Raw genomic sequence first — 13322 nt, forward strand, 5'->3', positions numbered from 1 at the left:
CAAAAAGCAGGAGGTTTTGTTTTTCTCTTGTAGACATTTGTTCTTTTTGAGAGTACAATAGGTTTATTATCTGAAGAATTATTAGAAAAATTAGACAGAAGGCTTTTTTGTCAGACAAATTATGTTACAATAGTTGAATATTAAAAACAGGTAAGGAAGTGTCTCAAAGATGAAGGTTTCGAAATTTGGTGGGAGTTCAGTTGCAAGCGCAGAGAAATTTAAACAAGTTGCACAAATCATTCAAGCAGACAAAGAGAGAAAAATGATTGTTGTATCTGCACCAGGTAAGCGATATGCTGATGACACAAAAATGACAGATTTATTAATTGCACTCGCTGGGCAGATTCAGCTAGGTGAAGATTATGTAGAAGAGTTTGGCAAAGTCATTGATCGTTATCGAGAAATTGTGACTGAGTTAGAAATGTCTGAAGGGATTATTACAGAAATCATTGAAAACATTGACTCCCTAATTTCTTTACATAAAGATGACCCATTCCGCTTATTAGACTGTTTGAAAGCAAGCGGTGAAGATAATAATGCAAGGTTAATGGCTGCATATCTACAGCATTTAGGAGAAGAAGCTTCATATGTGAACCCTAAAGAAGCTGGTATTTTTGTATCAGATGAACCAGGTAGAGCAAGAATTTTGCAGCTTTCGTATGAAGAGTTACCGAAGTTAAAAGAGCGGGAAGGTATTTTAGTTATCCCAGGCTTCTTTGGTTATTCTGAACAAGGCAACATTGTGACATTTTCAAGAGGTGGTTCTGATATTACAGGTTCTATTGTTGCAGCGGGTGTTAAAGCAGACTTATATGAGAACTTTACAGATGTAGATGCAATTTATAGCGTAGATCCAAGGCTTGTTGAAAAACCGAGTGAAATGAAAGAAGTGACCTACCGAGAAATGCGTGAATTATCTTATGCAGGTTTTTCTGTATTTCATGACGAAGCGCTTGAACCGGTCTTTAAATCTGGAATTCCAGTATGTGTTAAGAACACAAATAATCCGAAGGCAAAAGGAACATTCATTGTTTCTAAGCGAAAAGTTGGTGACCAACCTGTCGTAGGCATTGCAGGTGATAAAGGCTTCTGCAACATTCATGTTGATAAATACTTGTTAAATCGTGAAATCGGATTTGGCAGACGCCTTTTGCAAATTTTAGAAGACGAAGGGATTTCATATGAGCATACGCCATCTGGAATCGATAACATTTCAGTCGTTATGCGTGAACATCAGCTAACGCCGGAAGTAGAAGAGCGTGTACTTGACCGCATTCAAACAGAACTAGAAGTAGATAACATTTCAATTGAAAGAAACTTGGCGCTAGTAATGGTAGTAGGAGAAGGAATGAACAGCTCTGTTGGAATTGCGGCTAAAGCTACAGAAGCATTTGCCAAAGCAGGCGTGAATTTAGAAATGATTAACCAAGGTTCTTCAGAAGTAAGCATGATGTTTGGCGTAAAGGCTGATGCACTTGAAAAAGCTGTTCAGGCATTGTACAATACTTATTTTAATAAAATGTACAGTATTTCATATTCAAGCGTAAAGTAATGTACTAATATGTGTATAATAAACGCCTCGTTGGGTATACGAAGAGTAGTCGTATATTTAAGGAGGCGTTTTTATGTTGAAAAAAGTATCTGTTCTTTCTGTATCGTTCGCTGCTTTATTAGGTTTAGCTGCATGTAACAATGATGAGGTGGAATCTCCGCCGCCAGAAGCTCCAGTTGAGGATAACGTAGATCAGCAGTCAACAAACAACGAAAATGATCAGAATATGGCGTTTAATTTCTCAAAGTTTGATTTAGATGTAGAATATAAAGGTTTAAATAATGACTATGAAGTAGAATATGAAAATGAAAAAGATGATATGGAAGCAAAGATTGACGATGAAGCAAACGATAATCACTTAAAAGGCAACGAGGCTTTTGATGAACTATCACCTCAGTTTGAAAAATTAACGTTTGACCAAAATACATCTGAAGAAGATGTTGTCAAAGAAGTATCAAAGGTATTTAATTTAAAAAATGATTATGAATCATTTGAATTAGAAGTACGTTTTGCTGATGGAACTGAAAAAGAATACAATATTAACAAATAAAACAAGAGGCTGAGACATAAGTATTTCAGTCAATGATCTGTCCGAACGATTGAGAGTCAACTCTCAATCGTTCGGATTTTTTATTGACTCAAAAAACAAGTTTAAAAAAGAGTGGAATAGAGCGTAGGACATAGGAGAATTAAAGGAAAGGTTTAGATTTTTCTCCGTGGAAAGAAAGTATCTGGAGCGTGATGGAAAGGCTTTGTTTCTACAATCTATGATAAAAAAGTAATGCTTTATCTTTGACTTGAGAAGGAATCATTTTGTTATATCCTGGTCTCTTTTTGTTTTGACGTCTAAAAACCTATGAAATGTGAAAGGATGATGATATGACAGCTGAAGGAGGAATAAAGAATGAAAACAATTGTAATGAAATGCTGTGTCAGCGCAGTTTTTTTACTATTAGCAGCCTGTGGATTAGGACAAGGTCATCAACATTCCCAGGAGGAATATCAACCAGCAGCAGAAGTAAATAAGGGATCGATTGCCCCATTAACTGTAGAATTAATGAATACAAAAGGAGCAAAGGTAGGGATAGCAACGCTTACCGAAGAAAAAAATGGAGTGCGTATTAAAATTGAAGCAAAAGGGCTAACCCCAGGTAGGCATGGTTTTCATATTCACGAAATTGGTAAATGTGAAGTGCCAGATTTCAAAACGGCAGGTGGACATTTTAATCCCTATGATCGAAAGCATGGATTTAAAAACCCTAAAGGTCCTCACGGTGGTGACCTTCCTAATTTAGAAGCAGATGAGCGAGGGACAATTAAAGCAGAGACTTTCGCTTCGCTTGTAACGCTAGAAGAAGGAAAGCCTAATTCATTACTTGATGTTGACGGTTCATCGCTTGTTATTCATGCAGGTCCAGATGATTATGAAACGGATCCTGCAGGAAACTCTGGCGACCGTGTTATTTGTGGCGTTATTACCAAGTAAAATGTTTTTTAGTGAAAGTCGCGGTTATTCGCGGCTTTTTTCTTTTTGTTGATATTTTGGAGCAGACTATAAGTTGTCACATGAAAAAATGGAGCGCACAATAAGAGAAAGGAGGGTGATGAATGTGAATAGAGAAGTTGTCGTAATAGGTGGGGGAATCGGTGGGCTCACAGCAGCGGCTTTGTTAACAAAAGTAGGGTTTTCTGTTACCGTGTTGGAAGCATCAAGGGAATGGGGGGGCTGTGCAGGAAAGTTCAACCGAGGTAAGTATACGTTTCCTGTAGGCGCAACGCTCGGAATGGGTTTTGAACAAGGTGGGGTTCATGAAAGAATCTTACGTTTTCTTGGTCTTGATGTGGAAGTTCAAAAGCTCAGTACGGTTATGGATGTACATTTCCCTCACCGAACACTCACTTATTATCAGAATCGTCAAGCACATATCGCTTACTTACAGAAAGAATTTAAAGGGTATGAGAGTAACATTATGTCTTTTTATAAAGAGGTGGAGCAAATTGCATTAGAAGTGAGAAAACTCATGGCTCACTTACCTATTTTACCTCCTAAAACTTTTGCAGAATGGAGAAAGCTTGTAGCAGCGCTGGAATTTTCATCTTTACGGTTAATCCCTCACTTTCCCCAAACGTTCTCAGCGTTACTGAAGAAGCACGGCTTGCAAGGAGAAAAGGACTTTGTTCATTTTATTGATGGCCAGCTAATTGATAGCATGCAAACAACAAGCGCATCTTGCTCGTTAGTTTTAGCATGTTTAGCACTAGACATTTATCACGAAGGAGCGTTTTATGTAAAGGGAGGACTGTATCAAGTTGCAGAAGTACTTCAGATGTACATTGAAGACTATGGAGGAAAGACACTGAAAGGAAGAGAGGCAGTGCGAATAGAAAGAAAAGACAATCGGTGGATAATCCATGACCATCGTAATAATGCCTATGATGCTTTTCATGTTGTGTGCAACGTTCCCATTCAAAACTTAAGCACAATACTAGATAAAGATGTGTACATGAAACTAACCCCAAAGCTGAGAGCGAAAGCAAAGTTACCGCAGTGGGGTACATTTACGATGTATTTGGCTATCAAGGAAGAAGATTTACCGAGTAACCTTTCTTTATTTCAGCAGATCCTTCTTTCAGAGCAAGGAGTTATGACAGAGGGTGAACATATTTTTGTATCGATTTCTCACCCTAATGACGAGAGACGAGCACCACAAGGCTATCGAACGATTACGGCCTCAACTCATATCGACTTAAGCAAGTGGCAAACAAGAGAGGCGTATGATCAAAGAAAAAAAATAATGGAAAAGAAAATGATTGCGGGCATAAAAACATTAATTCCACATATTGAAAGGGCCATTCATCAAATTTCTGGTGCACCCATGGCATGGGAACGTTTCACATCAAGAGCCCACGGAGGTGTAGGCGGATTTCCTCAAACGCTAGAGCATGCTTTGTTTAACAGCCTTTCTCACCGCTCAGGTATTAACGGTTTATGGCTCTGTGGAGATACGATTTTCCCTGGTGCAGGAACGATTGGAGCATCTGTAAGTGGGTATCATGTATTTCAAAGCATCACTGAACATAAATATACTATATAACATGTGTGTGTTAAAAAATGGGAGGTGTGTGCTTTGCGAGCAGAGGTTAACGCCTTGTTATTTATGGACCCAGGTATTGACGATTCCGTGGCGCTTATGTATGCTCTTTTACATCCTAATATTAATGTAGTAGGAGTTGTGAGCGGATATGGAAATGTATCAAAAGAAGATGCAATTTTAAATACTTCTTATATTTTAACATTAGCAAACCGTAAAGATATTCCAATTATTGAAGGAGCTAAAGGGCCAATTACTGGTGAAATCTCTGTATTTTATCCCGAGATACATGGAGAAACGTTAGGACCAATTAATGTTTCTTCATCCTATGCGTTACCAGTGGAACCATTTAGTAAATCATTTGAATTAATTGAAGCATATAAAGGAAATATTACGGTTGTTGCTACGGGGCGCTTAACAGAATTAGCTATGTTATTTGTACTTCATGGGGATGTATTAAATGAGTATGTAAGTGAATTTTTGATAATGGGTGGGGCCTTTATGGTGCCAGGAAATGTTACACCTGTTGCAGAAGCTAACTTTCATGGTGACCCTATCGCGGCTAATGTAGTGATGGAACGAGCAGAAAAAGTTCGGGTATATCCATTAAATGTTACACATAAGGTGATTGTTAAACCCGAAACCATTCAAAAAATATCATCAACCAGTCAAAATCCATTTCAAGCTCTAGTCATACCAATTTATACTTATTATTTTGAAGCCTATAAAAAGCAATGGCCTGGTATACAAGGGACGCCTATACATGACATCGTCCCGTTAATGGCTTTAGTTAACGAGAAGCTGATTCAATATGTTCAACGTAAAGTAAGTATAGAGTTAAGTGGAGAAGCAAAAGGAGAAAGCATCGCAGATTTCCGTCCCAGAACATTAGTGGAAGAGCAAAAAGAGCCATCGTATATAGCATGGAATATTAATGAACAGGAATTCTTGAAAGAGCTTACAACAATTCTAGTTAGGCCTGTAATATAAGTAAAGTCCCCATGGTTATGGGGACTTTACTTGTTATGATAAAAAGAGCTTCCACCACTTTCGCTTTCTTTTCATATCAGCAGCAGCCGTTTGACGAAATGTTTGAACAAAATCATTGAACATTTCCTCTCGTTCAGAAACATTTTGACGATGAAGCTTTCGTTCTTTTTCCATTTCTTTTAAATAGTAAACTCGTTCTTCGTTCATGGAATCAATTAAATCTCGCAGCTCTTCTGTCGTATGACTAGAAGAATTAGAGAGTTTTTCGACCATAAATTTAACTTGATTCATTGCCACGGTAGAGTTGCTAGAAAAGCGGTCAAGCAAATATTGCATCTCTTTTGATGACTCATCGGCGTTTGTTACAATATCTTTCATGTATAGTTTCATTTCTTCAGCGCTCTGCTCCGCGGTATGCGATTGTTCATCCATAATAGATGAGATTTCATCCAGTGCTTTTTCGTTGGCACGAATGATTTTTTTAGACATATTCTCGACTTCTTTAGCGTTACGCTCTGAAGACTCAGAGATAACGGCTCCTACAGTTTCAACCATTTCGTACGTTTGATTAGCGCTCTTTTCAAGCTCTTTTTTTACTTCACCAACAATTTCTTCACGCACTTCATTACGCATTCCTTCCCGCATTTCTTTTAATAAATCATCTTTAAATGAATTCAGTACTTCAAAAACATCCTCATAACGTCGAACAGCTTCTACAAGCTCACCTTGCAGCATCTCTCTTTCGTGAACGATGACATCATGAGCAGATGGTTTTTCTGGTTCGATAGCAGACTCCTCAGTTTGCTCATTCACAAACTCCTCCATAGATGATACTATTTTTTCTTCACTTAATGGCTGTTCAATAGAAGGAATGGTTTGTTCGGTGGTAATCTTTGCATCGTGTGTCTCAATTTCTTCTGTATTTGCAGGTGCAAATTCATCAACTTGTGTCGGAGCAGCTTCTTCATAGACTACCTTCGTTTCTTGACTCACAAGCTGTACGTATTCTTTTACTTCATCTAAGGTACAGTTTTCAGCAAACAGCTGGTTAATATCACTGAGTAACTCAATCTTTTCTTCCGTATATACACGCGCCCCGTCTATTCGATCAATATATAAATAGCCTTTTAAGGAATTTTCCCACCCTTTTAATGTGCGGCGGTCTATATTTAGGCGGTCACATACAGCTTTAATTGTATAAATCTCAGTCATTTTTTTTCCTCCTCTAATTCTTTCCTAATAATAAAAGTATGTACTAGCTTGATTTTCGTTGTATGTTGTATTCACCATATCTAACTAATTTTTCCTGCTAGGTGACAAAGGTTGTCAAAACTAGACGACATTAGCCTTTTATGTAAACAAAAAGAGAAATTTGTAAAACGCTCGTATGTATAAAAAGTTGACAACATAAACTAAGTTCGGTAAGATATGTTCAAATGTTTAAGTTTTTAAACATACAAACAGAAAGGGTGTTTTAAATGAAAAAAGGATATGCTTTAATTACAGGTGCATCAGGTGGAATTGGAAAACAGTTGGCATATCATTTTGCAAAAGATGGCTACTCACTTGTCTTAGTAGCACGCAGTAAACAAAAGCTTGAAGAGCTAAAGAGAGAGCTTGAAGATAACTATTCAATTTCGGTTTTAATTAGTATAAAAGATCTTTCTAAACAAGAAGAAGCGTTAAAACTTTACGATGAGATAAAGCAACAGCGAATTACAGTTGAGTTTCTAGTCAACAATGCTGGCTTTGGTTTATATGGTACATTTATCGAGATATCTTGGTCTGAAGAAGCAGATATGATTGACTTAAATATAAAAATGCTTACCTATTTAACAAAATTATTTTTACCGGAAATGGTGGAGCGGAATGAAGGGCGAATCCTTAACATTGCATCAGTAGCTGCATTTTTACCTGGACCATTGATGGCGGTTTATTATGCAACAAAGGCTTACGTTTTATCGTTTACTGAAGCGTTGGAAAATGAGTTGAAAGATACTAACGTAACCATTAGTGCACTGTGTCCGGGTCCTACTAAGACAGGATTTAGTGACCGAGCTAATTTAAGTAGCTCAAAATTATTTGAATCAGGAGCTCTACGTGTGGAAGACGTAGCGAAAACAGGTTATGAACAATTTATGAAAGGGAAAACAGTGATTATACCTGGAGCGAAGTTTAAAGTAGCAACTATGCTACCGAGGTTTTTGCCACGTAAATTGATTACAAAAGTTGTAAGAAGCATGCAAGAAGTTAAGTAGGAGAGGAAAGAAGTTATGAGTACACGCGCAATGGAATTATTTCGATCAAGTATCCCTGTCTTTCAAGCATTAAGCGATTCAGCAAGGCAGGACATCATTTTATTACTAGCAGAAAAAGAGCCACTAACGGTCAATGAAATTGCAAACGAGTCAACACTATCTCGGCCGGCAGTATCTCATCATTTAAAGATATTGCGTGATCAAAAGCTTGTAAGCATTGAACAAAAAGGAACACAGCGGTATTATTCACTTGCATTAGAAGATGCGGTCGAGCTGTTAAAAGATTTAATTTCAACGGTGGAAACTGAATGTTTATAATTAAAGAGGTGAAAAAATGAAGCATAGTGAGTATTACGTTACAGATGAGATGGTTATCAGTAATATTGTAGAGAAACAAAAGCGCTATTTTTACGAGCAGAAAACCAAATCCAAAGCAGTTCGAATACAGGCTCTAAAAGACTTACAATCCATGATTAAATCCAATGAAGAAGCGATTATGGACGCTTTGAAAAAAGATTTAAACAAATCGGAAGTAGAAGCATACACTTCTGAAATCGGCATTTTGTTAGAAGAAATTCGCTTTACGTTAAAGCATTTAGATGGGTGGATGAAACCTAAAAAAGCAAAGACGACGCTGACTCATATTGGTTCAAAAGGTTATATTATTCCAGAACCTTACGGAGTTTCGCTTATTATTGCACCATGGAATTACCCGTTTCAGCTAGCTATTTCACCGCTAATTGGTGCTATCGCAGCAGGTAATACGGCAATTATCAAGCCGTCGGAACTGACGCCTAACGTTTCAAGGATAATGGAGGAGCTTATTGCTAAAACGTTTGATCCTTCGTTTGTTACAGTTATAGAAGGAGCGGTGGAAACGACTCAAATTTTATTGAAGCAAACGCTAGATTATATTTTCTTTACAGGAAGTGTCAATGTTGGAAAAGTTATTATGCAAGAAGCAGGAAAGCAGCTCATCCCAGTCACATTAGAGTTAGGAGGCAAGAGTCCTTGTATTGTGCATAAGGATGCAAATATTGAACTTGCGGCCAAGCGCATCATGTTTGGTAAAAGTATGAATGCTGGTCAAACGTGCGTTGCTCCAGACTATCTGTTAGTTCATAAAGATGTAAAGGTTCAGCTTATTGCTGAGCTTCAAAAAGCCGTAACGCAGTTTTATGGTGAAGATGCACTCACGAGCGGGCGCTATGGCAGAATTGTTAGTGAGAGACATTTCGATCGTTTAATTGAGTTTTTACAAGATGGAAAACCTGTAATTGGCGGTACTTATAATGAAGAAACGCTACAGATTGCTCCAACTGTCTTAGATGAAGTAAAATGGGATTCAAGCGTGATGCAAGAAGAAATCTTCGGGCCGATTTTACCCCTTATTGAATACGAAAGTGTAGATGAGGTTGTAAGTGCAGTTCATCAAAAAGCAAAGCCGTTAGCTCTATATTTGTTTTCAGAAAGTGAAGACGTTCAGCAGCAAATTATCAATACAACTTCATTTGGTGGTGGATGCATTAACGATACAATTATGCACTTAGCAACCCCACACCTTCCGTTTGGAGGAGTGGGAGAAAGTGGAATTGGTCAATATCACGGTGAAGCTAGTTTTAAAACGTTTTCTCACTTTAAAAGTGTTCTGAAACAAACGACAAAGTTTGATTTTGCTTTTAAATATCCGTCTGACAATCAAAGTTTAAAAACGATTAAAAAATTCTTAAAATAACGTTAAATGAGAGGGCTTCTCTTTATAAGAAGCCCTGTTTGTTATGAGTGCACAGTGGTTTGAGAGAGGGGCCATTGCTCTTGTTTATAGGCCATGTCCCAAAATAAATACTCAAGTTCACAGCTTTTTATAAAGTGTTCTTTCATGCGTTGACGTTCCTCAACAGAAGCTTTTTCTGCTAGATTATCCAATTTTTCACAAAACCACTTTGTCGTTTCTTTCATTTCTCCGTTAGTATAAAAGGAAATCCATTCGTAAAAAGGATGATCTGGTGTTATGTTTCTTTCGTTTGCAATACGTTCCCCAATTTCAACGTACGTCCATGGACAAGGTAATAAAACAGCAATAATTTCACCTAGTGTTCCTGTATGTGCCACTGTCATCATGTGACTGATATAGTGGTTGGCTGTTGGTGCTAATGGTTGATGCTTCATGTCTTCATATCGAATGCCAGCTACTTCACAAAAATTATTATGGGGATGGACTTCACTATGTAAAACAATTGAAATACCGTTGTTAAACACTTCCATTTCATCGCGGGTACTACATTTTGTTAACGCCGCACCATATATACGAACAAAAGCAGTTAAATACTCATAGTCCTGTGCTACATAGTGAATTAAAGCTTCTTTTGGAACTTTTCCCTCCTTAATACCTACAACAAAGGGATGTTGAAAAATGGCATCGTAAATGTAAGATGCTTCCTTGCGTAATTGAGCTGAAAATGACAATTGTTATTCCTCCCTAATTGAATCCACAAGAAGAGCACGTATAAATAGGGACAAAAACAAAAAAACACCCCATTATCTATGGAGTGGTAAAGGCAATTGTGGATGTATGACACAACAACGCCGTACCACTTCCCTACGCTGGTATAAACCAGATCAGGTTCAAAGGGATCAAGATTCCTTGTCTCAGCCAAAAGGCACCCCTAGTGGATTCTTTCATGTGTTCCTATTTAATCTAACATAAAAAAAAGAATTATACAAAAGTTTAGAAAGAATGATTCAAAAGTAACAAAGTATAGTGATCTGAATATTTATATTGTTTAAAAAATAACCGAGATAAATTACCTATGAAACTAGTAACTATACGCTTGAAGTAGTTGATGAAAAAATAAGAAAATTGTCACGAATCCTGTCGAAATGTGCAAAGGCTGCACTATCATGCTATAATAATCGTAAGCTCGTTACGTTTAAACAAGCTCAATTAAAGAATTAAGCTACAAATTAAAAAGGTGTTTAGCTGAAGCTAAATGGCCTTTTCAGTTTGCTTAGTTTAATATAAATTAGTCCTGTCAATTTAGTAGGAATTATATTTTTTAAGGAGGTTGTTTAATGAATTTATCAGCATGGGATTTATTTGTGGATGTTGGTTTCATCTCACTTCTATTAGTGGCTGGTACCATTATTCGAGCAAAGGTCAGGTGGGTACAAAATTTATTTTTACCTGCGAGTATTATTGCAGGAATTTTGGGCTTAGCATTAGGGCCAAACGGTATTGGTCTCATTCCATTCACTAATCAAATTGGAACGTATCCAGGTATCTTAATTGCGGTCATCTTTGGTGCGATTCCAATTGCAACTCAAAGTGTAAAGTTTAAAGAAATAGCTGGCCGCGTAGGTAGTATGTGGTCATATTCTCAAATGATTATGCTAGCGATGTGGGGAGTCGGTTTACTATTTTCATTGCTACTATTAAATAACGTTTGGGGAGATTTAAACTTAGGGTTTGGTTTGTTATTAGCAGCAGGATTTATTGGTGGGCATGGAACAGCGGCTGCTGTGGGAGACGCATTTGCAAAGCAAGGATGGGAAGAAGGATTATCGTTAGCGATGACATCAGCAACAATTGGTGTTATTTGCTCAATTGTAGTAGGACTAGCGTTTATTAAATATTATTCAAAAAAAGGTGAAACAAATTACCTTGCAAGATTTGAAGATTTACCACGAGAACTACGCACAGGATTAATCCCTCCCGAAAAGCGCACTTCTACAAAAATGGATACGGTATCATCGATTGCTGTTGATCCACTTGTCTTACATGTAGCGTTAGTGACAATTATCGCATTGGGTGGTTATTACTTAAGTGAGTTAGGTCAAACGTTGTTGCCTTCAGTAACAATACCAGCTTTCTCCTTAGCATTTCTTGTAGGGCTAGCTATTAAAGGTATTATGAAGAAAACGAACAGCGATCAGTATATTAATGCAGACGTAATGAATCGAATTAGCGGAAGCGCAACAGACTTTTTAGTAGCGTTTGGTATCGCTTCTATTAGTTTATCAGCAGTAGCGAGCTACATCGTACCTTTTGCACTGTTGTTAGTGTTTGGCCTAGTGTTTGCATGGTTTGTATTCCGAATTCTTTCTGGTAAGTTCTTTGGTCCAATTTGGTTTGAACGAGGAATTTTTACTTGGGGTTGGATTACAGGAACAACAGCAATGGGAATTGCATTATTGCGTATCGCGGACCCAGAAAGCAAAAGTAAAACACTTGATGATTATGCATTGGCGTATATACCGATTGCGCCGGTAGAGATTCTTCTTATTACATTTGCTCCGTTAATGATCGCAACGAACCAGCATTGGTTGTTTGTACTTATTACACTTGGAGCGAGCATCGCTATTTATTTATTTGCAATGTCAAGAGGCTGGGTGAAAAACGAAAAGAAATCATCGAGTCAATCAAGAAGTATAGAAGCAAACTCAAAATAAAAACTCAGCCTTAGGCTGAGTTTTTATTTTTTTTAGGAGTCAAAAGGCCTATTCTAAGAAATTTTGTGAACGAGTGCATAAATTTAGTTCAGACGAGGTATTAATGAAGAGAAGCTACTATTTGATCTTTTTAGCTAGGACGACTATATTCACATCTACAGGAAAGGAGAAATAGTATGGCGAATTTTCGTTTTTATAGCATCTTAAATGCGATTGGTCTCGTTCTCGTGTTAATCGTAAACTATTTAGCAAACGCGTTACCGATAGGTGGGCAAAATACAGGTGAGGTGTCTGATAGTGTGCCAACGCTATTTACACCAGCGGGTTATGCATTTGCAATATGGGGGCTCATCTATACGCTTTTGGTCATCTGGGTTATTCGTCAATTTATTGCAAGAGAAGATCAAAAAGAAATTTATGCGAAAATTGGTATTTGGTTCTTTATTAGTTGTTTACTAAACAGTGCTTGGATCTTTATCTTCCAATATCGTTATTTCACTCTTGCCTTACTCGTAATTGTTCTATTCTTAGTAACGCTGATGATTATTTACTCCATTATTCAAAATTCAAGAATGACAACGTGGTTCATGAGGTTACCAATTTCTATTTATATTGGGTGGGTCTCCGTAGCAACAATTGTTAATGTCTTTGTTGTATTCCAAGCTAATGGAATTGAAACGTTATTTGGTTTAAGTGAAGAGACGTGGGCCATCATTATGCTTATAGTGGGAGGAATATTAGGTATTCTGTTTACAAGAAAAAACAGAGACATTGCATATTCACTCGTGTTTGTATGGGCTTTTATTGCAATTTCTGTTAAGCAAAGTGCATATTCAGGAATTGTAACAACAGTTTGGATTGTAGTTGTGATATTGGTCCTTAATATCCTTGTTCAACTCATTCGTAATTATCGAAAGTGAAGAAATCCTAGCGATGGCTAGGGTTTCTTTTTTTCGTTGCGCTCCTCTAATAAGGAAGAGG

Annotated in this window: 12 protein-coding genes and 1 riboswitch; of the genes, 10 read left to right on the forward strand and 2 right to left on the reverse strand. The window is 37.4% G+C overall.

Translation table 11 applies throughout. From position 1 onward, the window contains the following. Positions 1 to 169 precede the first annotated feature (169 nt). The 5 genes from NIZ91_08865 to NIZ91_08885 all read left to right on the forward strand — a co-directional run bounded on the left by NIZ91_08865 (position 170) and on the right by NIZ91_08885 (position 5634). Positions 170 to 1552: an aspartate kinase gene (locus NIZ91_08865; GenBank protein ID USY56746.1), complete on the forward strand. Its 1383-nt coding sequence runs from the start codon at positions 170 to 172 to the stop codon at positions 1550 to 1552. Between the two features lie 73 nt (positions 1553 to 1625). Next, entirely contained in the window at positions 1626 to 2102 is a 477-nt protein-coding gene (locus NIZ91_08870) for a YusW family protein (protein ID USY56747.1), read from the forward strand. A 354-nt stretch (positions 2103 to 2456) separates the two neighbouring features. After that, positions 2457 to 3038 carry a superoxide dismutase family protein gene (locus tag NIZ91_08875; protein USY56748.1) on the forward strand — a complete coding sequence of 194 codons (582 nt, stop codon included), beginning with the start codon at positions 2457 to 2459 and terminating at the stop codon, positions 3036 to 3038. Positions 3039 to 3162: 124 nt separating this feature from the next. Continuing rightward, complete coding sequence (locus NIZ91_08880; protein USY56749.1) at positions 3163 to 4647, forward strand: NAD(P)/FAD-dependent oxidoreductase; 1485 nt, start codon at positions 3163 to 3165, stop codon at positions 4645 to 4647. A gap of 33 nt (positions 4648 to 4680) precedes the next feature. After that, entirely contained in the window at positions 4681 to 5634 is a 954-nt protein-coding gene (locus tag NIZ91_08885; GenBank protein USY56750.1) for a nucleoside hydrolase, read from the forward strand. Positions 5635 to 5667: 33 nt separating this feature from the next. Here the strand turns inward: NIZ91_08885 and NIZ91_08890 are convergent, their stop codons facing one another. Continuing rightward, entirely contained in the window at positions 5668 to 6846 is a 1179-nt protein-coding gene (locus NIZ91_08890; protein USY56751.1) for a MerR family transcriptional regulator, read from the reverse strand. A 266-nt stretch (positions 6847 to 7112) separates the two neighbouring features. Between NIZ91_08890 and NIZ91_08895 the strand changes: the two genes are divergently transcribed. Genes NIZ91_08895 through NIZ91_08905 form a run of 3 tightly spaced genes read left to right on the forward strand, consistent with a single transcriptional unit; the run spans position 7113 to position 9627 of the window. Beyond that, positions 7113 to 7892 carry an SDR family oxidoreductase gene (locus NIZ91_08895; GenBank protein ID USY56752.1) on the forward strand — a complete coding sequence of 260 codons (780 nt, stop codon included), beginning with the start codon at positions 7113 to 7115 and terminating at the stop codon, positions 7890 to 7892. A gap of 15 nt (positions 7893 to 7907) precedes the next feature. Next, positions 7908 to 8210, forward strand: a complete 303-nt coding sequence (locus NIZ91_08900; protein USY56753.1) for a metalloregulator ArsR/SmtB family transcription factor — start codon at positions 7908 to 7910, stop codon at positions 8208 to 8210. A 49-nt stretch (positions 8211 to 8259) separates the two neighbouring features. Beyond that, a complete protein-coding gene (locus tag NIZ91_08905; protein ID USY57127.1) occupies positions 8260 to 9627 on the forward strand; it encodes an aldehyde dehydrogenase in 1368 nt (455 codons plus the stop codon). Positions 9628 to 9668: 41 nt separating this feature from the next. On the opposite strand, the gene tenA is transcribed toward NIZ91_08905, so the two are convergent. After that, positions 9669 to 10358 (reverse strand): thiaminase II, encoded by a 690-nt coding sequence (gene tenA / locus NIZ91_08910; GenBank protein USY56754.1) that lies wholly within the window; start codon positions 10356 to 10358, stop codon positions 9669 to 9671. A 113-nt stretch (positions 10359 to 10471) separates the two neighbouring features. Further along, a riboswitch (TPP riboswitch) is annotated at positions 10472 to 10570 on the reverse strand. Positions 10571 to 10964: 394 nt separating this feature from the next. Here tenA and NIZ91_08915 point away from each other — a divergent pair. Both NIZ91_08915 and NIZ91_08920 read left to right on the forward strand, forming a co-directional pair. Continuing rightward, positions 10965 to 12341, forward strand: coding sequence for a sodium:glutamate symporter (locus tag NIZ91_08915; GenBank protein ID USY56755.1), 1377 nt, complete (start codon positions 10965 to 10967; stop codon positions 12339 to 12341). Positions 12342 to 12517: 176 nt separating this feature from the next. Then, on the forward strand, positions 12518 to 13261 hold the full coding sequence (locus NIZ91_08920; GenBank protein ID USY56756.1) for a tryptophan-rich sensory protein: 744 nt from the start codon (positions 12518 to 12520) through the stop codon (positions 13259 to 13261). Positions 13262 to 13322 lie beyond the last annotated feature (61 nt).

The sequence above is a fragment of the Bacillus sp. 1780r2a1 genome (assembly GCA_024134725.1).
Lineage (GTDB): Bacteria > Bacillota > Bacilli > Bacillales > Bacillaceae_H > Priestia > Priestia aryabhattai_A.

Excerpts from the sequence above, each read along its gene's own strand:
- NIZ91_08905 (USY57127.1), top strand. The coding sequence starts at position 8,260 with ATGGTTATCAGTAATATTGTAGAGAAACAAAAGCGCTATTTTTACGAG.
- NIZ91_08900 (USY56753.1), top strand. The coding sequence starts at position 7,908 with ATGAGTACACGCGCAATGGAATTATTTCGATCAAGTATCCCTGTCTTT.
- NIZ91_08865 (USY56746.1), top strand. The coding sequence starts at position 170 with ATGAAGGTTTCGAAATTTGGTGGGAGTTCAGTTGCAAGCGCAGAGAAA.
- NIZ91_08920 (USY56756.1), top strand. The coding sequence starts at position 12,518 with ATGGCGAATTTTCGTTTTTATAGCATCTTAAATGCGATTGGTCTCGTT.
- NIZ91_08870 (USY56747.1), top strand. The coding sequence starts at position 1,626 with ATGTTGAAAAAAGTATCTGTTCTTTCTGTATCGTTCGCTGCTTTATTA.
- NIZ91_08895 (USY56752.1), top strand. The coding sequence starts at position 7,113 with ATGAAAAAAGGATATGCTTTAATTACAGGTGCATCAGGTGGAATTGGA.
- NIZ91_08890 (USY56751.1), bottom strand. The coding sequence starts at position 6,846 with ATGACTGAGATTTATACAATTAAAGCTGTATGTGACCGCCTAAATATA.
- NIZ91_08915 (USY56755.1), top strand. The coding sequence starts at position 10,965 with ATGAATTTATCAGCATGGGATTTATTTGTGGATGTTGGTTTCATCTCA.
- NIZ91_08875 (USY56748.1), top strand. The coding sequence starts at position 2,457 with ATGAAAACAATTGTAATGAAATGCTGTGTCAGCGCAGTTTTTTTACTA.